The sequence below is a fragment of the Nocardia sp. GCM10030253 genome (assembly GCF_042675075.1).
GTDB lineage: Bacteria > Actinomycetota > Actinomycetes > Mycobacteriales > Mycobacteriaceae > Nocardia.
On the sequence record NZ_JBHTDL010000008.1, the window covers coordinates 444,708 to 467,377 of the forward strand.

Annotated in this window: 20 protein-coding genes; 8 read left to right on the forward strand and 12 right to left on the reverse strand. The window is 66.7% G+C overall.

Annotated features, from left to right (window positions below; all coding sequences use genetic code 11):
- Positions 1-68: 68 nt before the first annotated feature.
- Positions 69-1,286 carry an MCE family protein gene (locus tag ACFQZZ_RS20570; RefSeq protein WP_378682980.1) on the forward strand — a complete coding sequence of 406 codons (1,218 nt, stop codon included), beginning with the start codon at positions 69-71 and terminating at the stop codon, positions 1,284-1,286.
- A gap of 202 nt (positions 1,287-1,488) precedes the next feature.
- Here ACFQZZ_RS20570 and ACFQZZ_RS20575 read toward each other — a convergent pair whose 3' ends face one another.
- The 5 genes from ACFQZZ_RS20575 to ACFQZZ_RS20595 form a co-directional block, all read right to left on the reverse strand.
- Entirely contained in the window at positions 1,489-2,409 is a 921-nt protein-coding gene (locus tag ACFQZZ_RS20575) for a hydroxymethylglutaryl-CoA lyase (RefSeq protein WP_378682983.1), read from the reverse strand.
- A gap of 231 nt (positions 2,410-2,640) precedes the next feature.
- Complete coding sequence (locus ACFQZZ_RS20580; protein WP_378682986.1) at positions 2,641-2,802, reverse strand: hypothetical protein; 162 nt, start codon at positions 2,800-2,802, stop codon at positions 2,641-2,643.
- A complete protein-coding gene (locus ACFQZZ_RS20585; RefSeq protein WP_378682988.1) occupies positions 2,799-4,010 on the reverse strand; it encodes a CaiB/BaiF CoA transferase family protein in 1,212 nt (403 codons plus the stop codon). The genes ACFQZZ_RS20580 and ACFQZZ_RS20585 overlap by 4 nt, the downstream gene beginning before the upstream one ends.
- A 584-nt stretch (positions 4,011-4,594) precedes the next feature.
- Positions 4,595-5,527 (reverse strand): TauD/TfdA dioxygenase family protein, encoded by a 933-nt coding sequence (locus tag ACFQZZ_RS20590; RefSeq protein WP_378682991.1) that lies wholly within the window; start codon positions 5,525-5,527, stop codon positions 4,595-4,597.
- 564 nt (positions 5,528-6,091) lie between these two features.
- Entirely contained in the window at positions 6,092-6,862 is a 771-nt protein-coding gene (locus ACFQZZ_RS20595; protein ID WP_378682994.1) for a deoxyribonuclease IV, read from the reverse strand.
- A gap of 161 nt (positions 6,863-7,023) precedes the next feature.
- On the opposite strand from ACFQZZ_RS20595, the gene ACFQZZ_RS20600 reads away from it, so the two are divergent.
- The 3 genes from ACFQZZ_RS20600 to tuf all read left to right on the forward strand — a co-directional run bounded on the left by ACFQZZ_RS20600 (position 7,024) and on the right by tuf (position 12,045).
- Positions 7,024-8,649 carry a protein kinase gene (locus ACFQZZ_RS20600; protein WP_378682997.1) on the forward strand — a complete coding sequence of 542 codons (1,626 nt, stop codon included), beginning with the start codon at positions 7,024-7,026 and terminating at the stop codon, positions 8,647-8,649.
- A 149-nt stretch (positions 8,650-8,798) separates the two neighbouring features.
- Positions 8,799-10,598 carry a serine/threonine protein kinase gene (locus ACFQZZ_RS20605; protein ID WP_378683000.1) on the forward strand — a complete coding sequence of 600 codons (1,800 nt, stop codon included), beginning with the start codon at positions 8,799-8,801 and terminating at the stop codon, positions 10,596-10,598.
- A 265-nt stretch (positions 10,599-10,863) separates the two neighbouring features.
- The gene (tuf, locus tag ACFQZZ_RS20610) at positions 10,864-12,045 is read left to right on the forward strand and encodes an elongation factor Tu (protein ID WP_378683003.1); all 1,182 of its coding nucleotides are present in this window, start codon (positions 10,864-10,866) and stop codon (positions 12,043-12,045) included.
- Between the two features lie 57 nt (positions 12,046-12,102).
- On the opposite strand, the gene ACFQZZ_RS20615 is transcribed toward tuf, so the two are convergent.
- The 3 genes from ACFQZZ_RS20615 to ACFQZZ_RS20625 all read right to left on the reverse strand — a co-directional run bounded on the left by ACFQZZ_RS20615 (position 12,103) and on the right by ACFQZZ_RS20625 (position 14,106).
- Positions 12,103-12,912 carry a hypothetical protein gene (locus ACFQZZ_RS20615; RefSeq protein ID WP_378683006.1) on the reverse strand — a complete coding sequence of 270 codons (810 nt, stop codon included), beginning with the start codon at positions 12,910-12,912 and terminating at the stop codon, positions 12,103-12,105.
- Between the two features lie 63 nt (positions 12,913-12,975).
- Positions 12,976-13,809 carry a GNAT family N-acetyltransferase gene (locus ACFQZZ_RS20620; protein WP_378683009.1) on the reverse strand — a complete coding sequence of 278 codons (834 nt, stop codon included), beginning with the start codon at positions 13,807-13,809 and terminating at the stop codon, positions 12,976-12,978.
- A gap of 84 nt (positions 13,810-13,893) precedes the next feature.
- The gene (locus tag ACFQZZ_RS20625; protein ID WP_378683011.1) at positions 13,894-14,106 is read right to left on the reverse strand and encodes a hypothetical protein; all 213 of its coding nucleotides are present in this window, start codon (positions 14,104-14,106) and stop codon (positions 13,894-13,896) included.
- A gap of 372 nt (positions 14,107-14,478) precedes the next feature.
- Here ACFQZZ_RS20625 and ACFQZZ_RS20630 point away from each other — a divergent pair, with 372 nt between their 5' ends.
- A complete protein-coding gene (locus tag ACFQZZ_RS20630; protein ID WP_378683014.1) occupies positions 14,479-14,964 on the forward strand; it encodes a hypothetical protein in 486 nt (161 codons plus the stop codon).
- Between the two features lie 47 nt (positions 14,965-15,011).
- On the opposite strand, the gene ACFQZZ_RS20635 is transcribed toward ACFQZZ_RS20630, so the two are convergent.
- Both ACFQZZ_RS20635 and ACFQZZ_RS20640 read right to left on the reverse strand, forming a co-directional pair.
- Positions 15,012-16,139, reverse strand: a complete 1,128-nt coding sequence (locus ACFQZZ_RS20635; RefSeq protein ID WP_378683017.1) for an acyl-CoA dehydrogenase family protein — start codon at positions 16,137-16,139, stop codon at positions 15,012-15,014.
- Between the two features lie 9 nt (positions 16,140-16,148).
- Positions 16,149-17,321 carry an acyl-CoA dehydrogenase family protein gene (locus ACFQZZ_RS20640; RefSeq protein ID WP_378683020.1) on the reverse strand — a complete coding sequence of 391 codons (1,173 nt, stop codon included), beginning with the start codon at positions 17,319-17,321 and terminating at the stop codon, positions 16,149-16,151.
- A gap of 209 nt (positions 17,322-17,530) precedes the next feature.
- Between ACFQZZ_RS20640 and ACFQZZ_RS20645 the strand changes: the two genes are divergently transcribed.
- On the forward strand, positions 17,531-18,223 hold the full coding sequence (locus ACFQZZ_RS20645) for a hypothetical protein (RefSeq protein WP_378683022.1): 693 nt from the start codon (positions 17,531-17,533) through the stop codon (positions 18,221-18,223).
- 139 nt (positions 18,224-18,362) lie between these two features.
- On the opposite strand, the gene ACFQZZ_RS20650 is transcribed toward ACFQZZ_RS20645, so the two are convergent.
- Positions 18,363-19,514 (reverse strand): epoxide hydrolase family protein, encoded by a 1,152-nt coding sequence (locus tag ACFQZZ_RS20650; RefSeq protein ID WP_378683025.1) that lies wholly within the window; start codon positions 19,512-19,514, stop codon positions 18,363-18,365.
- Between the two features lie 97 nt (positions 19,515-19,611).
- Between ACFQZZ_RS20650 and ACFQZZ_RS20655 the strand changes: the two genes are divergently transcribed.
- Entirely contained in the window at positions 19,612-20,574 is a 963-nt protein-coding gene (locus ACFQZZ_RS20655) for a helix-turn-helix transcriptional regulator (protein WP_378683028.1), read from the forward strand.
- A 142-nt stretch (positions 20,575-20,716) separates the two neighbouring features.
- On the opposite strand, the gene ACFQZZ_RS20660 is transcribed toward ACFQZZ_RS20655, so the two are convergent.
- Positions 20,717-22,126, reverse strand: a complete 1,410-nt coding sequence (locus ACFQZZ_RS20660; protein WP_378683031.1) for a DHA2 family efflux MFS transporter permease subunit — start codon at positions 22,124-22,126, stop codon at positions 20,717-20,719.
- A gap of 54 nt (positions 22,127-22,180) precedes the next feature.
- Between ACFQZZ_RS20660 and ACFQZZ_RS20665 the strand changes: the two genes are divergently transcribed.
- Positions 22,181-22,669, forward strand: coding sequence for a winged helix-turn-helix transcriptional regulator (locus tag ACFQZZ_RS20665; RefSeq protein ID WP_378683034.1), 489 nt, complete (start codon positions 22,181-22,183; stop codon positions 22,667-22,669).
- The last annotated feature ends 1 nt before the right edge of the window (position 22,670 follow it).

Below are 22,670 nucleotides of genomic sequence, written 5' to 3' on the forward strand. Positions count from 1 at the left end.
TAAGGCCGGGCAAGCAATCCGGCACCGCGAGCGGGGCAACGACGCACCCGTCTCCAGGCAGGTGAGTAATGCGTTCGAAGCAACAGACCGATGCGCCGTGGCTCGCAATCGCCCTCTGGCGGGCACTGCGCTTGAAAATCGCCGGTGCCGCACTGGTTCTCACGATGGTCACCACCATTGCCGCAGTGCTGTCGATGTATTCGGGCAAATACATCGCGACCGCGTCGGTAACCGTCGATGCGCCGCGCGCGGGACTGGTGCTCGACCCCGATGCCAGGGTGAAGTTTCGCGGCGTGGAGGTCGGGCGAGTGGCGGCGATCTCCCGAGCCGGAGACCGCGTGCGGCTCCGACTGGATCTGGATCCCGAGCTACTGCGTCTCGTCCCGGACAACGCGAGCGTGGATATCCACTCCACCACGGTTTTCGGTGCCAAGTACGTGAACTTCATTGTTCCGGACCGACCTTCGGGCCGGTCGCTGCGCCCAGGCGCACACGTGGCGGCCGAGGCGGTGACCGTCGAATTCAATACCCTGTTCCAGCATCTCGCCGACCTCTTGGCGAAGGTCGAGCCCGGCAAACTCAACGCCACCATGAACGCGCTCAGCACCGCACTGCAAGGGCGCGGGGACGAGCTCGGCGATCTCCTCGCGCGCTCGGATTCCTATCTGCGCGAGATCAATCCGAGCCTGCCCGCACTGCGGCGGGACCTCGTCACCACAGCCGACGTCACCGGTCTATATGCCGACACCGTCGGAGATCTGCTGCACACCACCGAGAACGCCACGACCACGAGCGCGGCCATCATCGATCAGCAATCGGATCTCGACGCGATCCTGCTGAACCTCACCGGCTTGGCGGACACCACGAGCGCGGTGCTACAGGAGAACGAACCGTCGGCGATCGCATCGCTCCAACTCCTGCGTCCAACGACATCATTGCTCTATGCCTATGCGCCCGCACTGGATTGCGTCGTCAATGCCCTCGGCAAACTGATGCCGATCGCCGAGGAGATCTTCGGCGGCAGATACCCGGGCGCATACTTCAACTCAGGCTTCATGTTCGGGGCCGAGCCGTACAAATACCCCGACGACCTGCCGAAAGTGAATGCCACCGGCGGGCCGCATTGCAAAGGTGTAGATGACCGGGTGCCCGGCAGCCACTCCGACTACATCGTGACCGACACGGGCGAGGGGCGACCCTTCATACCGTCGACGACTCTGCGACCCAACAGCCCACCGGTGTTCGAGCTGCTCTTCGGCGGACTAGCCGGCGTGAGCGGGCGCTAGCGCAATACCGTTCAGTTGGGTTGGAGTTGCGTCGTCCAGGGCGAAAAGCTGGCCCCGAAACACATCGCCGCAGGTGTCCTCGCACTCCTCGTCGTAACCCCACACCCTCGACAGCCGTCCCGACACCCCTTCTCTCAGCCCCACGCCCCCTATACGCGGTGTGAAGTCCCGCTGTGAATCCCGTTGGCGGGTCAAGGATTGGTTAGATGACCCATTCGAAGGCTTGGGCTTTTGAGCGGGCGCCTTCGGCGGTGCGGGAGCGGTTGGGCTCGCTGAGGTCGGTGAGGAGGTCTTCGGATAGGTCCACCATGGCGGCGAGGGTTTTGGGGGTGAACCAGGTGGGGCGGGTGGCGAAGAGGATGTCTTCGGTGGAGGTGTTGCCGCTGGCGCCGGGGGCGAAGGGGCAGCCGCCGAGGCCGCCGAGGGAGCCGTCGACCATGGTGGCGCCTGCTTGGAGGGCGGCGAGGGTGTTGGCGACGCCCATGCCCCAGGTGTCGTGGCCGTGGAAGACGATGCGGCGCTGTGGGGTTCGGTCGCGTACGGCCGAGATGAGGGCGGTTACCTGCGCTGGATCGGCTTGGCCGAGGGTGTCGGCGATGACGATGTCGGTGGCGCCTTCGGTGCGGGGATCGTTGGCTATGGCGAGGACTCGTTCAGGATCTACGGGGCCGTCGAAGGGGCAGGTGAAGCTGGTGGCAAGGCAGAGTTGGATTTCGCCGCCCACTTCGTGGGCAAGGCGGACCGCGTCGGGCATGGCGGCGACGCTGTCCTCCGTGCTGCGGCCGATATTGGCCTTGTTGTGCGTGTCCGAAGCGGAGAAGCAGTACTGGAAGTTGCGCACGCCTGCGGCCGCCGCCTTTTCGACGTGCCGGGGTGTGGCGACCCAGACCCAACAGCGTTGCAGCTCTTCGGGAGTCAGTGCCGCGATGAGGTCCATGGTGTTGGCCATCGGGGGCACCAGATCGGGGCGGGCCATGGAGCCGATCTCCAGCGCGGGCACACCGAGCGCGAGCAGACGACGGACGATGTCGACCTTACGGTCCACCGGAAGGACCTTGCCGGTCAGCTGAAGTCCGTCCCGCAGCGTCACATCGCGCAGGACCGACTCGGCCAGCACCGTCATTTCTTCTCTCGCACTTCCTGCGGCACACACATCACGCCACCACACGGCTTTCCGTTCCCTGCGGCCGGATTGGGATGCACGGTGGGTCGCCGGGGTATCGGTCCGCGCAGCTCGTATGCCGAACGTCCCGGCGGCCGCCTGCGTCCGTAAACCCGTCGAGTCATGCGGCCTCCACTATCTTGCGGGAGCTCCCGCACTCCGTCGGCGTCACGAGCACTGTGTGTCCATCTCTCATGACTCCCTACTTTCGAGACGTGCGCGCTCGCGGTCGACACGCTCGAAGCCGCGCATCAACCCGATAGCGGCGCCCATATCCGACGGCTGGAAGTGCTTCGACTTCTCGGCGATCCACGCTTCCATCGCGGGATCGCACTTGGGATTCGGGGAGGTCATGACACCTCCAGTGCATCGATCTCGGCATCGGTCATGCCGAGTAGTTCCGACAGCACCTCGCGCGTGTGCGCACCGAGATCGGGCCCGATGTTGCGGATGGGCAGCGACTGCTCGCCGATCACCGGGACGATGCCGGTGAAGCCCACCGTTTTCGGTTGCGGCGCACCGACATCCACTGCGAAAGACTGGATCATGTTGCGCGCCTTGTACTGTTCGTCGGCGACGATGTCGGCGGCGGTATAGATGGGGCCGCACGGAATCTCAGCGCCCTCGAGGATGTTCAGCGCCTCGTCGCGGGTGTGCTCGAGGGTCCACTCGGCGATCGAGGCGTCCAGCCGCTCACGGTTGCGCCAACGGCCCGCGTTGTCCTGCAACTCCGGGTCGGCGGCCAGGTCGGGACGGCCGATCACGGCCATATAGCGCTGGAAAATGGCATCGCCGTTGCCGCCGATGATGATGCTGGCCCCGTCGCTGCACGGGTAGGCGTTGCTCGGCGCGATGCCTTCCATCCGGCCGCCGACGCGTTCCCGATTGATGCCATAGGCAAGGTAGTCCGGCACCAGCGATTCCATCACCGACAGGATTGCCTCGTTGAGGGCGACATCGATGACGCGCTCCGCCAGCGGAATCGACTCGGCCCGCTGCGTGCGCTGGAACAGCGCCATTACGGTGCCGAAGGCCGCGTAGATACCGGCGATGGAATCGCCGATGGAGACGCCGGTCCGCACCGGTGGTCGGTCCGGGTCGCCGACGAGCTCACGCAGGCCGCCGACCGCCTCGGCAACGGCAGCGAAACCGGGCCGTGAGGCCAACGGCCCGGTCTGCCCGTAGGCGGAGATGCGGGTGATCACCAGATCGGGATTGACCTCGTTCAGCACCTCGGGTCCGAGACCCCATTTCTCGAGCATGCCGGGCCGGAAGTTCTCCAGCAGCACATCGCACTGCCGGATCAGGTCGAGCACGATGCCCCGGCCCGCCTCGGTACGCAGATCGAGGGTGATCGACTTCTTGTTGCGATTGACGGTGCGATACAGCATCGAGGTGTCGCCGCCGTAGAGCCGCCAGTTGCGCAACTCGTCACCGGCCTTCGGCCGCTCCACCTTGATGACCTCGGCCCCGAAGTCACCGAGCATGCGTCCCGCGGTCGGCGCGGCGATGTAATTGCCGAGTTCGAGGACGCGCACCCCGTCCAACGGCCTGATACTCATGGCCACCAGTGTGGCCTATCCATATCTCATCGACCCGCCGACCCGGCGCGTCCCCGCCGAGCGAGTGGAACACGGCTGCGGCGAACGGCGCGACGCCCCTCAATCTTGTGCCACTCGACGCTCGGCCACGGACTCCGACCAGCACCGACGCTTCCCATAGCCACACGAGCACACACAGCTGCAGGCGAACACCGAGAAGCCCCCTCAACCACCTGCCACTCGACGCCCGACCCCGACCAGCACCGACGCTCCCCACAGCCACACGAGCACACACAGCTGCGGGCGAACACCGAGAAGCCCCCTCAATCACGTGCCACTCGACGCCCGACCACGGCCTGGGCAGGCCAGTTGCCCCGCAGCGGGCCGACGCAGGCTTCGGGCGGCCGTAGGTGTTAGGAAACGAGTCGGACCGGTCGCCCACAATGGAACAGGGGCTCGGCGTTGCCTGCGAGGACGGCTGGGGCCGTCGAACTACGCGAGTGGCGCATGACTGCGGCGAACGGCGAGAGACCCCCTCAGTGATGTGCCACTCGACGCTCGACCACGGACTCGGCCAGGGCGGGGTGCGTGTCCGGGTGCGCCTGTCAGGAAGCGAGGCGGATCGGCTCGTCGACGATGGAGTAGTGCTCGGCGTTGCCGGAGATGATGGTGCTCGAGGTGCCGTCGACGCCGACCGGGATGTCACCGGCCAGGGTGATGCGGGTCAGCTTGCGGGGCTGGTCGTTGTAGTCGTCGATGGCGTAGTGCTGGGTGGAACGGTTGTCCCAGATGGCGACGTCACCGGGGGCCCAGTTCCAGCGGGTGGTGTTTTCCAACCGGGTCACCCGATCCTGGAACAAGCGGAAAAGAGCCTGCGACTCGGTGGTGGACAGGCCGACGAAATGCTTGACGAAGTGGCCGACCAGTAGGGCGCGCTCGCCGGTTTCTGGGTGCACCCGCACCACCGGGTGCTCGGTCTCGTAGTAGCTCGACTGGAACTCGGCGCGGTAGGCCTCGGTATTGGCGGTCGACTTGTCGACGTTGCGCGCGGCGTAGTCGTAGACGTTGGTGTGCACGGCACGCAGGTTCTCGGCCAGTCGCTTGAGTGGCTCGGGCAGCGAGTTGTAGGCGGCGACGGTGGAGGCCCAGGTGGTCGATCCGCCGTAGGGCGGCAGATGCACCGCGCGCAGGATCGATGCCTTCGGGATCCGGTCGACGAAGGTGACGTCGGTGTGCCAGCTGTTGGCGCGGCCGTGCTCGGAATCGATGGCCAAACTCTTGACGCCGTGCGAGGTGACCGTCGGGTGCGGCGTGGTGGGACTACCGAGCAACTGCGCGAACGCGTATTGCCCGTCCTCGTCCAGGTGGTCCTGGCCGCGGAAGAAGATCACCTTGTGCTCGAGCAGTGCGCGCCGGATCACCTCGACCGTCGCCGAGTCCAGGTCGGCGCCCAGCCGGACATTGTCGACCTGAGCACCGATGTGGGCACCGAGCTTGGTCACCGAAGTGGTGGCGGGAGTGGCGTAGTCGACCGTCATGACATCACCTTCGCTGTTCGAGACTGATTGATGCGCTATTGAGCACATCACCCGAACTGCCCCGTCAAACAGGGTTTCCGTCGCGATGATCACAATTGCAGTGCGCGCGCAATAGGCCGACGCGGCGGTCAGCCCGACTATTCGCACCGGTACGCGAGATTGCCCGCAAGGCCTACGCCGGGGTTTTCAGGACCACCACGCGCGTCCGCAGTTCGGCACGCTTGCGCTATCAGCACACAAACTCGCGCAGATACGCCAGATCATCCGCGACTCCTACAGCAGGTCTTCACGATCACCAGCACATCCGCGACTCTTCGGCAGGAGTCTCAGGATCACCGGTGCGTCCGCGGTCCCGCACTCGCGCGATCAGCCCACATGCTCGCGCAGGTACGCCAGATCATCCGCAACTCCTACGACAGGTCTCCACGACTACCAGCACATCCGCGACCCGGACCACAAAGCGCGATCAGCCCACAAACTCGCGCAGATACGCCAGATCATCCGCAACTCCTTCGGCAGGAGTCTCAGGATCACCGGTGTGTCCGCGGTCCCGCACTCGCGCGATCAGCCCACATGCTCGCGCAGGTACGCCAGATCGTCCGCGACTCCTTCGGCAGGGGTCTCCAGGATCACCGGTGCCCCGGCGGTCCGGCACACCTCGGCGAGCAGTTGCGGGTCGATGGTGCCGTCGGCGAAGTTGGCGTGCCGGTCGGCGCCGGAATCGAACTCGTCGCGTGAAGAATTCAAGTGCACCAGGTCGATTCGACCGGTGATCGCCTTGATCCGTTCGACGACGCCGACGAGCTCTTCCCCACCCGCCCAGGCATGGCAGGTGTCGAGGCAGAAGCCGGCGCCGTACTCGCCGACCGCATCCCACAACCGCGCGATCGAATCGAAATGCCGTGCCATGGCGTGGTTTCCGCCCGCGGTGTTCTCGATCAGGATGGGCACTGCGAAACCGCCCTTGTCCTGCTGACGTTCGAACAGCTTGCGCCAGTTGTCGATTCCGGTGTCGATCTCGGCGTCGGACCGGACATGCCCGCCGTGTACGACCAGACCGAAGGCGCCGAGATCCGCGGCGGCCTTCGCCTGCTGCGCCACCGCATTGCGCGATGGCATCCGCAGCCGGTTGTTCAGACTCGCCACATTGATCTGATACGACGAGTGCACGACCACATCGATCGGACTGGCGAGGATCTCCTCCGTCCGCGGATGCGGTGTCGGCTTGTCCCAGCTCTGCGGATCGACGACGAACAGCTGGACGACATCGGCACCGAGTTTCTCACCGAAACCGATCGGATCGCTGTCGAGCCGGACGTGTGCTCCAATGCGCATGAGGTCACTTTATCGACTGGCACCGACAAGCCGACTGCAACCAATACTTAAGCGCGATCGGCTACTGATTGCACGCACAACGAGTCTGTTGCATCGAGGCGGTGCACAGAGATACATCGGTAGGATCCAGGTGCTCGACCCGATCAAGGGGTGAATCCACTGTGTTGCACAAAGGCGACGTCTTCGCGGGCTACGCCATCCAGCGCGTACTCGGCCAAGGCGGCATGGGCACCGTCTACCTGGCCAAGCATCCGCGGCTGCCGCGGCTGACCGCGCTGAAACTGCTGAATCGGGAGCTGTACAGCGACACCGAGATCCGCGGCCGCTTCGAGCGCGAAGCCGACCTGGTCGCCCAACTCGACCATCCCAACATCGTGACCGTGTACGACCGCGGCGCCGAGGACGAGCAGCTCTGGATCTCCATGCAATTCGTGCCGGGCGCGGACGCGTCCAGCGCGGATGTGAACGTGCTCGAGCCGGGGCGGGCGGTACAGATCGTCGGCGACACCGCCAAGGCCCTGGATTTCGCGCATGCCAACGGCGTGCTGCACCGTGACGTGAAACCGGCCAATATCCTGCTGGCCAAGGCGCCGATCGGGCAGCCGGAAAGGGTGCTGCTCACCGATTTCGGCATTGCGGGGGTGCGCGACAGCGATACCACGCTGAGCTCGGCGGGCTCGATCACCGCGACCCTCGCCTACGCCGCACCCGAACAACTGCTCGGACTGCCGCTGGACGATCGGGCCGATCAGTACGCGCTCGCCTGCACCCTGTTCTGGATGCTGACCGGCCTCGGCCCGTACTCCGGCGCCAATCCGGCGGCCGTCATCAACGGCCATCTCTATGGTCAGGTGCCATCGGTATGTCGGGCCAGGCCCGGAATTCCACCCGGGCTGGACGGGGTTCTCGCGCGGGCACTGTCCAAGCGATCAGCGGACCGGTTCGGCAGCTGCTCGGAGTTCGCGGCTGCGGCGCGGTGGGCGCTCTCCTCCGGAGGACCGCAGCGCCCGCACCATCCGAACGGATCGGCGCACAACGCACGACCCACTCCGGGCCAGCCGACTCTGTGGCCGGTCGACGCCGCGCCGCCACATAACCCGCCGACCAACCACCTGCCGCCGCACCACGCGCCGACCAACCACCTGCCGCCGCATCACGCGCCGCCACACAACATGCCGCCGCAGTACACCGCGCCACTGCAGCAGCGATCCGCAGGGCCGCACCCAGCGATGCCCTCTGAAACTCGAGCAACACATGGCAATTCGGTGCCACACGGCCAGTCAGCGCCGCACGGCCAGTCAGTACCGCAAGGTCAGTCGGCACCACATAGCCAGTCAGCACCGCACGGCCAGTCAGCACCGCAAGGTCAGTCGGCACCACATAGCCAGTCAGCACCGCACGGCCAGTCAGCACCACACAGCCAGGCCGCACCACACAGCCAACCAGCACCACACAGCCAGGCCGCACCACACAGCCAGCCAGTGCCACACGGGAATCCGCCGCCCGCGGCAACTGTGCCGCCGACATCCGTGACGCCACCTACCCCCTCAGCACCGCACCGAACCGATCTCCCGCCCGAGCGGCCGGAGCAGGCCGGACCGCAAAACGGATCCAGCGCGTCGCCCGCCGACCAGGCCGCGCATCGGATGTCACTGCCACCACGGCGGACGCCGCGCCCGGGGACCATTGCGCTGCCCGATGTTCGGGTACGTCCGGCCCGGGCGACGCCGCCCCGCTCGGCCCAGCGCGACGGGCGGCAACCGCCCGAACCGCGCCCTCCGCCATAGCCTTTCCCTATGAAATGGGCAGAGTTGGGTTGCCCGAATACTGCTAAGGTTTCGATGTTTCCGCGCACGGGTCGGGCCTGATCGCGCGTTCTTATGCTGTACGTCTGTTCATCGGCGGGTCCCGGTGAGCGGCGGGAAGTGGAGCAGACATGCTGGCCAGCGGTGACGTTTTCGCCGGCTATGTCATCGATCGGCAACTGGGTCGCGGTGGCATGGGTTCGGTCTACCTCGCGAAACATCCGCGGTTGCCGCGGATGACTGCGCTGAAGCTGTTGAACAGAGAAATGTTCTTCGACAAGGAGGTGCGGGCGCGGTTCGAACGGGAGGCGGATCTGGTCGCCCAGCTCGATCACCCCAATATCGTCACGGTGTACGACCGCGGCCTCGACGACGAGCAGCTGTGGATTTCGATGCAGTACATCGACGGCATCGACGCCGCGTCGGTGGACCCCAAGACGCTGCCGCCGGAGCGGGCGGTGCAGATCATCAAGGAGACCGCGGACGCGCTCGACTATGCCCACGGCATGGGCGTGCTGCACCGCGACGTGAAGCCCGCGAACATCCTGCTGGCCCGCTCGGGCGCGGGTCGCGGCGAGCGGGTCTACCTGACCGATTTCGGCATCGCCCGCCTGCGCGACGACACCGGCCATCTCACCCAGACCGGCACCTTCACCGCGACTCTCGCCTACGCCTCACCAGAACAGCTGACCGGCGCGACGCTGGACCATCGATCGGATCAGTATTCGCTGGCCTGCTCACTGTTCTGGCTGTTCACCGGCACCGGCCCGTTCGCGGCGACCAACCCGGCGGCAGTGATCCAGGGACATCTGCAGGGCGCGCCGCCCGCGCTCAGCAGCGCACGACCCGGACTGCCCTACACGCTGGACAGCGTGCTGGCCAAGGCCATGGCGAAGCGACCGGAGGACCGGTACGCCTCCTGCTCGGAGTTCGCCGCCGCCGCGCGCCAGGCCCTTACCAATCCCAGCGTGCCGTCGATGCCGGTGGTCGGCGGACCACGCCCCGTCACCGGGCCTGCCCCACTGACCGGCGGACCACGGCCGCAGACCGCACCACCGATTCCGGTGACGGGAACGCCGTATCCGGTGACCAACGGGCCGGGGCCGCGAACAAGCGGACCGCACCCGCTGACCGGACCGCCCGTCACCCACACGCCGCCCCACACGCTGGCACAGCCGCCCATCCAGACCGCGCCCACCCAGCAGCAGTCGAACCCGTACAACCAGCAGGCCACTTTCGGGTTCCACGCGCCACCGCCCGGTCCGCCCGTCGGCGGTGGTGCGCGTCCGATCCCACAGGGCCAACCACCGCGACACAAGTCGAACACCGGACTGATCATCGGGATCAGCGCGGGAGTGGTGGTGCTGCTCCTGGTGGTTCTCGGCATTATCGGAGCGGTCACCGACGATTCGTCGTCGAGCGGTGGCACCAGCACGTCCACGTCGGCCACGGCGAGCAACACCGGTTCGGTGACCCCGAGCCTCGAGGCCATCAGCACCGAATTCGGGCGCATGGTGCCCACATCCAAGTCCGGCAGCACCGGCTACAACGGCGCCCATTGCATCGCGGCCGATTCGACCTCACCGTCGCCGCCGACCACCGGCTCACCGGATTTCGGCAAATGGGTCTACGAATGGGATTGCTACGGCGGCGGTGAATCGTCCGATCCCGACCCGTTCTACACGATCTTCGTCTACGACTCCGCCGCGGACGTGCAGGCAATGGTGAACAGCCTGCCGACGAACACCAAGTCGACCGACACCAACGGCGGAAAGTCCTACACCAACTACAAATACATCAACGACGGGCCCAAGATCATCACCGTCTTCACCGGCGATAAGGATCGCGAGCAGTTCGTGATGTACACCGACGGCCTCGCGGGCAGCATCGACGAGGCCTTGCGCTGGTGGCGTACGGCACCGCTGAACTGACCCGAAATCCCTGGCGTCCGGCCGAAAATGCTTCGCGCCCGCGCCGCCGGGGACCGTACGATGCTCGACATGTTCAGCTTCGCCATCGATCGGTCGTCCGCAGTCGCGGGCGCGATGGCGGCTGCCCTGGCAGCGTCGGCAGCACTTGCCGCGCAGCTCGACGGCGCCCGAAGCTGACCTTCCCCGGGATGTCCCGGGACCTCGGACGGGGAAGGTCACCCGTCGCAGAGGTTCCGTCGCGATCATCGAAACCAGGGGAAATCCCATGTCCAAGAAGACGTATGTCCGCACCAAGCCGCACCTCAACATCGGGACCATGGGTCATGTCGACCACGGCAAGACCACCCTCACGGCCGCGATCACCAAGGTGCTCGCTGAGCGTGGCGGCGGTAGTTTCGTACCCTTCGACCGCATCGACCGGGCGCCGGAGGAGGCACTGCGCGGTATCACCATCAATATCACGCACGTCGAATACGAAACGACCACAAGGCATTACGCGCACATCGACATGCCGGGTCACGCCGACTTCGTGAAGAACATGATCACCGGCGCTTCCCAGCTCGACGGCGCCATTCTGGTGGTCTCGGCGCAGGACGGCGTGATGCCACAGACAGCCGAGCACGTGCTGCTTGCCCGCCAGGTCGGCGTCGAGCACATCGTGGTTGCCCTGAACAAGGCCGACGCGGGTGACCCGGAACTGCTCGATCTGATCGAGCTGGAGGTCCGCGATCTGCTCACCGCCCAGGGCTACCCCGGTGCGGAGCTGCCGGTCGTGCGGGTGTCGGGATTGCGTGCGCTGGAGGGCGACGACCGGTGGACCGCGGCGCTGCTCGAGTTGCTCGACGCCGTCGACACCCACGTGCCGACGCCGGTCCGGTACACCGACGCGCCATTCCTGCTGCCAGTGGAGAACGTCCTGACCATTACCGGTCGGGGCACCGTCGTTACCGGTGCGGTGGAGCGCGGACGGGTTCGCCTCGGCGATCGGGTGGAGTTGCTCGGTCTCGACGGCGAGGCCTTGACCACGGTCGTCACCGGGGTGGAAACCTTCGGCCGGACTATGGAGTTCGCGCAAGCGGGCGACAATGTCGCGCTGCTGCTGCGCGGTGTGCAGCGCGGTCAGATCCGCCGTGGCCAGGTCGTCGCGGAGCCGGGCAGCATCGCGGTGCACACCCGGTTCACCGCCCGCGTGTACCTGCTCGGCACAGCCGAGGGTGGTCGGCGCACGCCGATCACCTCCGGTTACCGCCCGCAGTTCTACGTGCGCACCGGTGATGTCGTCGGCGACGTGACCCTGCCCGGAGACATCGGGATGGCGATCCCCGGCGATACGGTCGAACTGACCGTGCAGCTGGGTCGCCCGGTGCCGCTGGAGCCGGGCCTCGGCTTCGCCATCCGCGAAGGCGGACGCACCGTCGGTGCGGGCACGGTGCTCGCCACCGGCTAGCGGTAGGAATGCGGGGAGCTGCGATTTGCGCGCGGCTCCCCGCACTGCCGTCGATTCCTACTGCGCCGCATCGTCATCCGGGCGGTGCCGGTTCGGATCCAATGTGGGCACCGGCGTAACGCGCATCGACAGAAACGTATCCAGCAGCGCGAGCCTGTCGACCGTCAGGCCGGTTGCCATGGACGACAGTTCGTCCAGCAGTATCTCCGCCCCCGATGCCGCCTCGATCCCCGGCGATCCCGGCTCGACCCGCCGCCACGGCAGGGCGACCGACCACCATGGTTCGCCGCAGGCCCACGCCCACAGCACAGCTCGGACCACGGTGTGCATCGTCGTGTACACGCGGAAATGTTCCGTCGTGGATCCGGCTCGATACTCCAGTTCATAGACCCACTCGTGGCGGCGTGCTCCGATGTAGGTGTCGTTGTCGCGCGATACGACGAGAAAGGGGTCGTCCGGATCGGTTCCGGCGACCACCAGGTCCTCGAGCAGTGCGGCGGTGAGATAGGGCAACCTCCGGCCGTCGCCGATGGTGACCACGACGTCGATGTGTCCACGTGGGTCGTACAGGTGCCCGGTCTGCACGTCGAGCACGGTCAGGTCGCGATCCTTCGTCAGCTGCAGCACGGTGTACAGGTGCCGGTTCCGGCCGGGCCCCTTGGCGCGCAACACCGCTCCACGGGAGTCCGCGATGGTGACGACCAGATCATCGGCGCTGCTGTGGCGGTTGGCCTCGGCCACGAAATCGCATACGGTGGGCGAAATCTGACCGCTATAGGGATGAGCCCACATCTGCCGGTATCGCTCGAGTGCGTCGAGGGCGTTATCGACGTCGGCGGCCGGGGCTACCCCGAAATCGCAACTCACCCTAGCGAGTTAACCCGATGGTGGTGCCGTTCCCCAGGATTGGGGATTAGTGCTCGACGGCTATCAGGTAAATGCGCAGTGCCCGAAGTCACGGACCGGTTCGAAGCCGATGGCTTGATAGATCTTGTTCGCGGTGAGGTTGTCGGTATCAGCGAACAGGCAGACGTTCAAACCCTTTGTGCGCAGCGTATGTGCCACATGAGCGGTGAGGATGCTGGCGTAGCCGTGGCCACGGTCGGCGGGTGGGGTGTAGACGGGACCGATGCGGGACCAGCCGTACGCAGGCACCTGATGGGCCGCCAAGGAGACCGGCGTGCCCTCCTGTTCCCACAGCCACCAACGCCCCGCCGCGATCCGCTTGCCAACCTGTGTGGCGGTCAAGCCCCGCGGCCCCATCCCCGACTCCACCCGCATGGCCTCCGACCACGCGAGGCACAGCTCGATGTCGGATTCGACTGCGCGCCGCGGCGATCCGGCGGCATCGGGCACCCGGAGTGTGCCGAGCCGGTACAACCGGCTGGCGTAGTCATGCCGGTGCCCGACGCCGCGCAGTGCACTCCAGCGCTCGCCGAACCGGGTGACATCCTCGATTGCCCCCTCGACTCCGGCCGCCTCCGGAGCGACCTCCGCCAGCGCCTCGGCGACGGCGTCCACACAGCCGGCCGCAAGCTCGCCGAGGTATAGGTCGCGACCCGCACCACGCATGGCAACGCCGAGCACCGTGTCGTCGTCAGCGTGCACCGACAGGAACCGGGACGGCTCACTCGAGCCGTCGAGACCACCGGCAGAGTTGGCGGTGCCGGTGGTGATCACCGTGTGCCGCAAAGGGTCACGCCGTAGGAATGGCTCCGTCCGCGACCGGAACTCCGCGGGGTCCGTGGTGATCTCGATCCTCATCGGATCAGGCTAGAGCTCTGAACGTGATGTGCGCTCGCCCTTTTCGCGAGTCACCCACCGCACCGATACCGAAGTGACCGTATTTCAGCCGGTTTCGCCCACTCTCGGACCTTCGGCGCGAAGCTTGAGCAAGACCAGCCCCGCTGTGCACGCCAGAATCAGTCCGGCAACCGTGATTTCGACATGCAAGCCGGCGATGCCGAGTATGGCTCCGACGATTCCGCCGACGAAGATCAGCCAGGCCAATGTCCGCGACAGAATCGTGGACACGGTGCGCACTGGCGGGTTCGACACCATATGCTGCGATGTTGCCGAGGTCGCTGGTTCAGCGGCCGCGGACGAGGCATGCAGCGGAGTTGTCGAGTAAGCTCCCATCATCTACTCCTCGATGACGCCGATCAGAGTGTTGCCGTCGCGCAAATCGCACCGCGCGTCTCTCATCTGGGTACAGGCGTCTCACGCGTAACTTTGATCACACGCTAGGCCACAGCACGCGGTTCAGCCACGACACGTGCCCGCGACACGCTGAGTAGACCAATTCGATATCTGAATTATTGACGTTTATGATGCGCGTATTCGGCGCATCGCCAGCGACTTCTCACCTGTGGCCGGGTCGCCCGGCCTCGATTAGTGTGAGCCCCAACTCGATACGTACGAGGAGTGTCTCGGATGGAGAGCAGCAGGGCCAAGATCGCCGGTCCGGCGATCGCCGCGGGCGCGGTCTCGCTTGGTCTCGTTCTCATCGGCGCCTGCGGCGTCGGAAAGCACGACACCTATGTCGCACCGCCGCCGATCAAGTCCGCAGGCGAGGCCATGCCGATGCGGGAAGGCTCCACCGTGACGGTGCCGAAGGTCGTCATTCCGCCGTCGCCCACCTGGAAGGTCGCGCCCAACGCTCCGCGCAGGGCCGCCGGTTTCACCGTGCCGCCGACAGCCACGCCAGGTGAATCGACCACCCGGCCGCAGAGCACGACGACGCTACCAGCCGGCACCACGCCGCCACCGCCTGCGCCGCCACCGATTGTCCCGACCGAGACCGACGAACCGACAACCACCGCTCGGGCGCCACTGACCACCATCGCGCCGACGACGCAGCCCGAGGAACCGACCACCGCGCCGCCACCGGCCGCCGAGCCGCACCACGACGGCGAGTGAGCCACAGCGGTGCGTGAGCTCACGGCCCACGCACCGCCGTAGGGGTCCTAGAGCTCGGCCAGGTCGTAATCGCCGACCCGAGCGGTCAGCACCCGCAGGTGCTCGAGGCCGCCGCCGAGGGTGCGCTCGATCGCGGTGAGCCTGGCCACGTAGTGGCCGACCGGGTACTCCGCGGTGACACCGATGCCGCCGTGCATCTGGATCGCTTCCTGACCGACGTGCCGTGCGGCGCGACCGACCTGCAGCCGGGCCCGCGACGCGACGACCGGGTCGTCGGCGCCATCGGCCAACGAGGCGGTCGCGTAGAGGCTCATGCCGCGCGCGAGCTCCAGCGACACGTACATGTTCGCCGCCCGCTGGGTGAGGGTCTGGAACTTCGACAGCGTGACACCGAATTGCTTGCGGGTGCGCAAGTATTCGGCCGTGAGGCGCAGCGCCTCCTCCATCGCGCCGATGGACTCCGCACACAGCCCGGCGTGGGCATGCACGATCGTCGACTCGATCGCCGGGGCGGCGTCGAGGTTGTCACCGAGCAATTCCGCGGGCGCCTTGTCGAGCTCGATCTGTGCACCACGCTGCCCGTCCACCGTCCGGTACGACTTGCGGACCACACCCGCGGCATCGAGACCGACCAGGAACAGACCGACGCCGCCACCGGGCAGCGCCGCACTGACCACGAGCTCATCGGCGCAGTCGCCGTGCGGTACCGGGTTCTTGATGCCGGTCAGCACATAGGAATCGCCCTCTGCCACCGCGGTCGTGCTCAGCTCGGTGGACGGCCAGCGCACTCCGGGCTCGGCATGCGCGAAAGCCAGCAGCTTGTTGCCCTCGACGACCTCGGGCAGGATCCGCCGCCGCTGTTCGGCACTGCCGACCCGGGCGATCAAGCCGCCTGGCACCAGCACCGCATCCAGGATCGGCTCCGGGGCGAGCCTGCGGCCGACCTCCTCCAGCACGAGGTTGATCTCCACCGGTCCGGCGCCGACGCCGCCGTCCTCCTCGGTGAAGCTCAAGCCGAGCACCCCGAGTTCGGCCAGCTGGCGCCACACGTCACGACTCCAGCCGAGTTCGGTGTCGGTGACCTTCAGCCGGGATTCGGGATCATAATTGCGGGCCAGCAGATCGCGGACGGTGTCACGCAGCATGACCTGTTCATCGGTGAGTTCGAAATCCATGGTGTCGCCTCACAATCCGAGGATCGTGGAGGCGATGATGGTGCGCTGCACCTCGCTCGAACCTCCGTAGATGGTTGTCTTGCGGTAGTTCAGGTAGCCGGGGCCACTGCGTTGCGCCCAGCCGGGCGAGGCGATGTCGTCGGCGTCGACCGGCAGTGCGTCCTGACCCGCGATGTCCATCAGCAGTTCGGTGGCGGCCTGCTGCAACTCGGAGCCGCGCAGCTTCAGCACCGACGAGGCCGGATTCGGCTTGCCCTCGACGGAGTTCGAGACCACGCGCAGCTGGGTGATCTCCAGCGCGAGCAGTTCGTTCTCCAGTTCGGCAATCCTTGCCGCGAAAACCGGGTCGTCCAGCAACGTGCCCGAGCCCGACTTGGTCTGGCGCGCACGGTCTTTCGCGACACCGATCTTGACCTTGGTGCGGCCGACGCCGGTGATGCCGGTGCGCTCGTTGCCGAGCAGGAACTTGGCGTAGGTCCAGCCCATGTTCTCCTCGCCGACCAGCTGATCGGCGGGCACCCGGACGTTCTCGAAGAAGACCTCGTTCACCTCGTAACCGCCGTCGATCAGCTTGATCGGGCGAATGGTGACACCGGGGCTCTTCACGTCGAACAACAGGAAGGAGATGCCCGCCTGCTTCTTCGGCGCGTTCGGGTCGGTGCGCACCAGGCAGAAGATCCAGTCCGCGTACTGCGCGAGGGTGGTCCAGATCTTCTGGCCGTTGACGATGTAGGAATCGCCGTCGCGCACCGCGGTGGTGCGCAGCGAGGCCAGGTCCGAACCCGCGTCGGGCTCGGAGAAGCCCTGGCACCACCAGATGTCCAGGGCCGCGGTCGGCGGCAGGAAGCGCTCCTTGACCGCCTGCGAACCGAACTGCGCGATCACCGGACCGACCATCTGGGCGTTGAACGTCAGCGGCTCCGGCACCGAGGCCAGCTGCATCTCGTCCTGCCAGATATGACGCTGCATCGGCGTCCAGTCCTTGCCGCCCCACTCCACCGGCCAGTTCGGCACGGCGAGACCGTGGTCGTTGAGGATCTTGTGGGCGGTGACGATGTCGTCGCGGGACAGTTCGCGGCCGTATTTCACGCGCTCACGAATGTCTTCGGGGATCTCGGTCCGGTAGAACTTTCGCAGCTCATCGCGAAAGGCCACCTCGTCGGGGGACAGACTGATTTTCATACACATCTCCCGGTGTGTCTCGTACGTCCGAGTCAAACCTACCCTCCGGTAATCTCCCATTGTCGACTGGGTCACAGCGAGAGGACACGCATGTGGCCGTCGACTCGACCGGCCACCGTCACCGGCTGGCTCGGCGACGCAAACAACGAGCTGGTACGTTGCTGGGCGTGGGTTGGGGAACCCTGGGGATCGGTATCTAGGAGTAACGAGTGAACCGCAGATCCATCGCACGCGCGGCCGCGGCAGTGACCTCTCTCGGCGTCGGTGCGGTCCTGGCACTCACCGGGTCGGCGGCGGCCGAGCCCGTCGCGCCCTCGCCGGTCGACATCGGACTCGCCGAGCTCACCGACACCGCGGGAACCGACACAGCCGCACAGGCGGGCGTCGCCAGTCTCCAGCAGTACACCGAGCTCGTCGACGTGTCCGAGCTGCGCGACATCGCAGGCACATTCATCCCGTTCGCGTATGCGGCGCCGACCTTCGGCTGCGGCAGCAACGGCCCCATCACCACCATCATCGCCGCGGCCACCACCATCGGCCCGCCCCTGGACGAGGGCGTCAACTCCAACCCGGGCACCCTGCGGTTCAGCGCGACGCCCGCGCACTCGGGTTCACCGCTGGCCTCCGGACTCACGGTGGCCTGGGTCAACATCAACACCGGCGCCAGCGGTATCGACATGCTCGACGACAAGACCGAAATGGGCCTGCCGACACTGTCGAAGACCGTGGCCAGTGGGCCCGGCACCGTCCTCGCCTCGATGTGGGGCATCATCGACTACCCCTTCGCGCACTGCGTGATGACCCCGACGGTCGGGATATTCGAGGTCCCGAATGCGCCAGCACCGGCGCCCGCCGCACCGGCCCCGTCGAACCCGGGCGCCGCGCAGCCCGCCCCCCGGTAGTTCACTCTTCCCCGGCATCATCCCAGCCCCTGCTGCACCGCCCACGGCTCAGCTCCGGCCACGCCTGCCCCGGCCTGATCGAGTCCCTTGACGGGTTAGATGCTCGATCAGCCCATTCTCGTAGCCCACGAGGCGATTCTCAGCGCAGTTTCGCGAAGAAGGCGCGTATGTCGGCGGCGTGCATGTCCGGAAGTTCCATGGCGATGAAGTGGTTGCCGGTGTTGCCCTCGGGCCAGTGCGCAATGGTGTTGTCGCGCTCTGCAAGCCGCAGCATAAGGGCGGAGCCGCCCCCGTAGACGCCGGTGGGGACCAGCTTTTGGCCGACGGGCCAGGTAAATGCGCCGTTGCCGTCGAGTCCGACGTACATCGGCCAGGATGATGTGCCCGCGGTGTTGGTGAACCAGTACAGGCTGATGTTGGTCAGCAGGTGGTCGCGGTCCATTACGTCTTCGGCCAGGTCGGCCAGCGGGGTGAATTCGTCGAACTTCTGCATGAGCCAAGCCAGCAGGCCGACCGGCGAATCGGTCCATGCGTGCGCGAAAGTCTGTGGTGCCGCGTGCAACAGGACGTGGTGGTCGACACCGCCGGACATCCACTGCTGCATCTGATCCCATTCGGCGCGTTCATCCGGGGACATGGTCGGCACATCGGCCTCGGTCGGCAGCCCGATACCGCCATCTATGTGCACGCCGACCACCCGATCTGGCGCGGCGATCGCCATCTCGGGCGCGACGTAGGCGCCCAGGTCGCCACCCTGCGTGCCGTAGCGCTGGTAACCGAGCCGGTCCATCAGCGTCACCCACATCTCGGCGACCCGGCGCACCGTCATTCCGGTCTGCTTCGGCCCTTCGGAGAAGGCGAAACCCGGCACCGACGGGACGACGACATGGAACGCCTGTGCCGGATCGAGACCGTACGCCCTCGGGTCGCTCAGCTGACCGATGGTCTTGGTGAACTCCACGAACGTGTTCGGCCAGCCGTGGGTCAGGATCAACGGCAGCGCGTCCGGCTCCGGTGAGCGCACATGCAGGAAATGCACATCGAGGCCGTCGATTTCGGTGATGAATTGCGGGAACTCGTTCAATGCCGCTTCCTGCGCCCGCCAGTCGTATCCGGTGCGCCAGTATTCGGCCAGTTCCTTCAGGTAGTCGACCGGTATGCCGCGCTCCCGGCCCGCGCCGGGCAGCTGGGCCGACCAGCGAGAGCGAGCCAGCCGGTCGATCAGGTCGTCGACGTCCGCCTGCGGAATGTCGATCCGGAAGGGGCGAATGGCTTTGCGGTCGAAGTTCATCGGTGGGGCTCCTTGCGTGTCGGTCATTCGGTTCGTGATCGACGGTAGAACCCATCTAGGACTATCTATGTCCTAGTTATCTGGAATCCTGAAAATCATGAACGACACCCCCGCTCGACTGCTTCGACTGCTCTCGCTGCTGCAGACGCCTCGCGAATGGCCGGGCAGCGAATTGGCCGACCGTCTCGGTGTCACCGATCGCACCGTGCGCCGCGATATCGACCGACTGCGCGAACTCGGCTACCCGGTCGAAGCGACGATGGGTGCGATGGGCGGCTACCGGCTGGTCGCGGGCACCGCGATGCCGCCGCTGCTGGTGGACGACGACGAGGCGGTCGCTATCGCGGTCGGCCTGCGCGCCGCCGCGGGGTATGCCGTCGCCGGTATCGAGGAGGCGTCCGTGCGCGCACTGACCAAGCTGGAGCAGGTGCTGCCCGCGAAACTACGCCGCCGCGTGCACATCCTCGGCACCGCACTGGTCCCGTCCACCGCGGACGGCCCGACGGTCGCCCCGGAGGTCTTGACCGTCCTGGCCGCCGCCGTAACCAACAGGGAGCGAGTACGTTTCACCTACCTCGACGGCGCCGGAGCCGAATCCAAGCGCCACGCGGAGCCGATGGGCTTGGCAACCTCGAACCGCCGCTGGTACCTCGTCGGCTACGACATCGACCGCAACGGCTGGCGGATCTACCGCGTAGACCGCATCGAACGCCCGAACGCCACCGGATCCCGATTCACCCCACGCGAATTACCGGCCACCGACGCGGCCGCATACGTGTCCGGCCGCCGAACCGACTGGGGCACACCGACATTCCGCCTCTCAGTGACGATCCGAGCGCCAGCCGGTCAGATCGCGGGACGACTCGGCGACGCTCCCGGGGAGCTGACCGCGATAGACGACACCACCTGCCGCTTGGAAGGCACCCGCGACGACTCCCCGGAATGGTTGGCACACAGACTGATCGCGCTCGGAGCGGACTTCCAGGTCCACGAACCACCCCAACTGATCGAGCGGCTACGCGCGACAAGGACTCGCATCGACCGAGCAATCGGCCTATAAGACCCAGGACCCCGTGACGCGCCTCCCGTTCGGCACCCCGATCACAGCCGCACCTCGTCTTGGGATCCGCACCCCTTGCGGGCGCTCATAGCGAGTGCGGATCCCAAGCGATTCGGTTGTGGTGGAACTGCATTTGCGATGACTACACCTCGGCGGATTTCGCGACTGGCATGGGCTCTTCGACCGAGGAGGAGACCCGCGCGGGGCGCAGGGCCAGTGCGGTGACGCCCGCGGCGAGGGCGGCGACGATGCCGAGGATGAAGGCTTGGTCGGAGGCATCCAGGGCGGCTTGCAATGTTGTCGGTGAGCCGACGATGGCGATCAGGAGGGCGGTGCCGAGCACGGCGCCGAACTGGCGGAAGGCGGCCCCGACCGCGCTGGCGGAGCCGTAGCGGTCGGCCGGGACGTTGGCTACCGCGGCTGCGCCGAGGGCGGGGAAGGCCAGGCCGATGCCGATGCCGACCAACGACTGGCCGGGGAGCCAGGTGCCGAGGAAGTCGGGCTCGGCGCCGCCGCCGCGCAGGACGAGCAGGCCGATCGCATAGGCGATGGTGCCGGGGACGATTACCGCTCGGTGGCCGAAACGGTCCGCGATGCGTCCTGCGGGGATGGCGACCACGGTGGTCAGCAGCGGGCCGGGCAGCACGGCCAAACCCGCATTCAGAATGCTGTATTGCCATACGCCGGTGAGGAAAAGGATGTTGCCGAGCATCATCGAGAAGAAGGCGAGTGCGAACAACATGGTGCCGATGTTCGCGATCGCGAAGCTCGGGATCCGCATCAGCGCCGGGTCGACCACCGGTTGCGGGTGAACCAGGCAGCGGCGCACCAGCCAGCCGATCAGCACAGCCGCGGCGACGAAGCAGGCCACCGTGTCGAGGCTGCCCCAGCCCCAGCTGTCGCCCTCGATGATCGCCAGCGCGAGCACGCCGAGTCCGGCCGCGGACAGCCCCGCGCCGAGCAGGTCGGGCAGGCCGGTCGCGTTGTCGTCCTTGCTTTCCCGGAGCCCGGCCCGACCCGCGGCGACGATCAGCAGCCCGATCGGAATGTTGATCAAGAAGATCCAGCGCCAGTCCGCGATCTCGATGAGGAACCCGCCGAGCGGCGGTCCGGACCCCGCGGCCAGCGCCGCCGCAGCGCCCCAGATCCCGACGGCCGCCGCCCGCCGCTCGGAAGGGAACTCGGGCAGCAGCAGCGCCAACGAGACCGGCGCGATGATGGCCGCCGCCACGCCCTGCAGCGAGCGGGCGCCGACGAGCAACTGCCAGTTCGGCGCTACCGCGCATGCGATCGATGTGATCACGAAAAGGCTTGTCCCCCAGAGCAGCACGCGCTTGTGGCCGAGCCGGTCGGCGAGGCCGCCCGCGGGCACGAGCAGCGCGGCCATCGCGATGAAGTAAGCGTCGAGCACCCAGCTCAGCTGCGCTCGGGAGGCGCCGGGGAACGAGGCGGCGATATCCGGAAAGCTGACATTGACGATCGAGGTGTCGAGGAAAGCGAGAAACGCGCTGCCACAGATGGCCAGCAGCGCCAGCGCGCGTCGTTGCAACATGCAACCAGACGCTAGGCGGCGTCGTTGCATTTTGCAACGGCTATTCTGGAGGGGATGAAACACGACGATCTGCTGGCGAGTAATTGCGCGATCGAACGTTCCGGCGCCGTGCTCGGCGAGCGATGGGTGATCGCGATCCTGCGCGCGGCGTACTTCCGGGCCCGTACCTTCGAGGATTATCAGCGCAAGACCGGTATCGCGCGCAACATCCTGACCGAACGACTCAATCGCCTGGTCGAATTCGGCATCATGGAACGCCGTGAATACGCCTCCGGTCCGCACCGCGCCCTGCACGAATACCGGCTCACCCCGGCCGGGATGGATCTCTATCCTGTCATCGCCGCCATCCTGGCTTGGGGCGAGAAGCACACCGGCCTGATCAACGGCGCCCCCACCGAACTGCTGCACCGCACCTGCGGCGAAGTGACGCACGCCAAAGTGGTGTGCGACTGCTGCGGCGAGGAGCTACGCCCACACGATATCGAGGTCCGTCCCGGCCCCGGCGCGAGCAAACCAGCGCCACCGTGGACGCCGATCGGCTGAC

Excerpts from the sequence above, each read along its gene's own strand:
- ACFQZZ_RS20570 (WP_378682980.1), top strand. The coding sequence starts at position 69 with ATGCGTTCGAAGCAACAGACCGATGCGCCGTGGCTCGCAATCGCCCTC.
- ACFQZZ_RS20575 (WP_378682983.1), bottom strand. The coding sequence starts at position 2,409 with ATGACGGTGCTGGCCGAGTCGGTCCTGCGCGATGTGACGCTGCGGGAC.
- ACFQZZ_RS20580 (WP_378682986.1), bottom strand. The coding sequence starts at position 2,802 with ATGACCTCCCCGAATCCCAAGTGCGATCCCGCGATGGAAGCGTGGATC.
- ACFQZZ_RS20585 (WP_378682988.1), bottom strand. The coding sequence starts at position 4,010 with ATGAGTATCAGGCCGTTGGACGGGGTGCGCGTCCTCGAACTCGGCAAT.
- ACFQZZ_RS20590 (WP_378682991.1), bottom strand. The coding sequence starts at position 5,527 with ATGACGGTCGACTACGCCACTCCCGCCACCACTTCGGTGACCAAGCTC.
- ACFQZZ_RS20595 (WP_378682994.1), bottom strand. The coding sequence starts at position 6,862 with ATGCGCATTGGAGCACACGTCCGGCTCGACAGCGATCCGATCGGTTTC.
- ACFQZZ_RS20605 (WP_378683000.1), top strand. The coding sequence starts at position 8,799 with ATGCTGGCCAGCGGTGACGTTTTCGCCGGCTATGTCATCGATCGGCAA.
- tuf (WP_378683003.1), top strand. The coding sequence starts at position 10,864 with ATGTCCAAGAAGACGTATGTCCGCACCAAGCCGCACCTCAACATCGGG.
- ACFQZZ_RS20620 (WP_378683009.1), bottom strand. The coding sequence starts at position 13,809 with ATGAGGATCGAGATCACCACGGACCCCGCGGAGTTCCGGTCGCGGACG.
- ACFQZZ_RS20625 (WP_378683011.1), bottom strand. The coding sequence starts at position 14,106 with ATGGTGTCGAACCCGCCAGTGCGCACCGTGTCCACGATTCTGTCGCGG.
- ACFQZZ_RS20630 (WP_378683014.1), top strand. The coding sequence starts at position 14,479 with ATGGAGAGCAGCAGGGCCAAGATCGCCGGTCCGGCGATCGCCGCGGGC.
- ACFQZZ_RS20635 (WP_378683017.1), bottom strand. The coding sequence starts at position 16,139 with ATGGATTTCGAACTCACCGATGAACAGGTCATGCTGCGTGACACCGTC.
- ACFQZZ_RS20640 (WP_378683020.1), bottom strand. The coding sequence starts at position 17,321 with ATGAAAATCAGTCTGTCCCCCGACGAGGTGGCCTTTCGCGATGAGCTG.
- ACFQZZ_RS20650 (WP_378683025.1), bottom strand. The coding sequence starts at position 19,514 with ATGAACTTCGACCGCAAAGCCATTCGCCCCTTCCGGATCGACATTCCG.
- ACFQZZ_RS20655 (WP_378683028.1), top strand. The coding sequence starts at position 19,612 with ATGAACGACACCCCCGCTCGACTGCTTCGACTGCTCTCGCTGCTGCAG.
- ACFQZZ_RS20660 (WP_378683031.1), bottom strand. The coding sequence starts at position 22,126 with ATGTTGCAACGACGCGCGCTGGCGCTGCTGGCCATCTGTGGCAGCGCG.
- ACFQZZ_RS20665 (WP_378683034.1), top strand. The coding sequence starts at position 22,181 with ATGAAACACGACGATCTGCTGGCGAGTAATTGCGCGATCGAACGTTCC.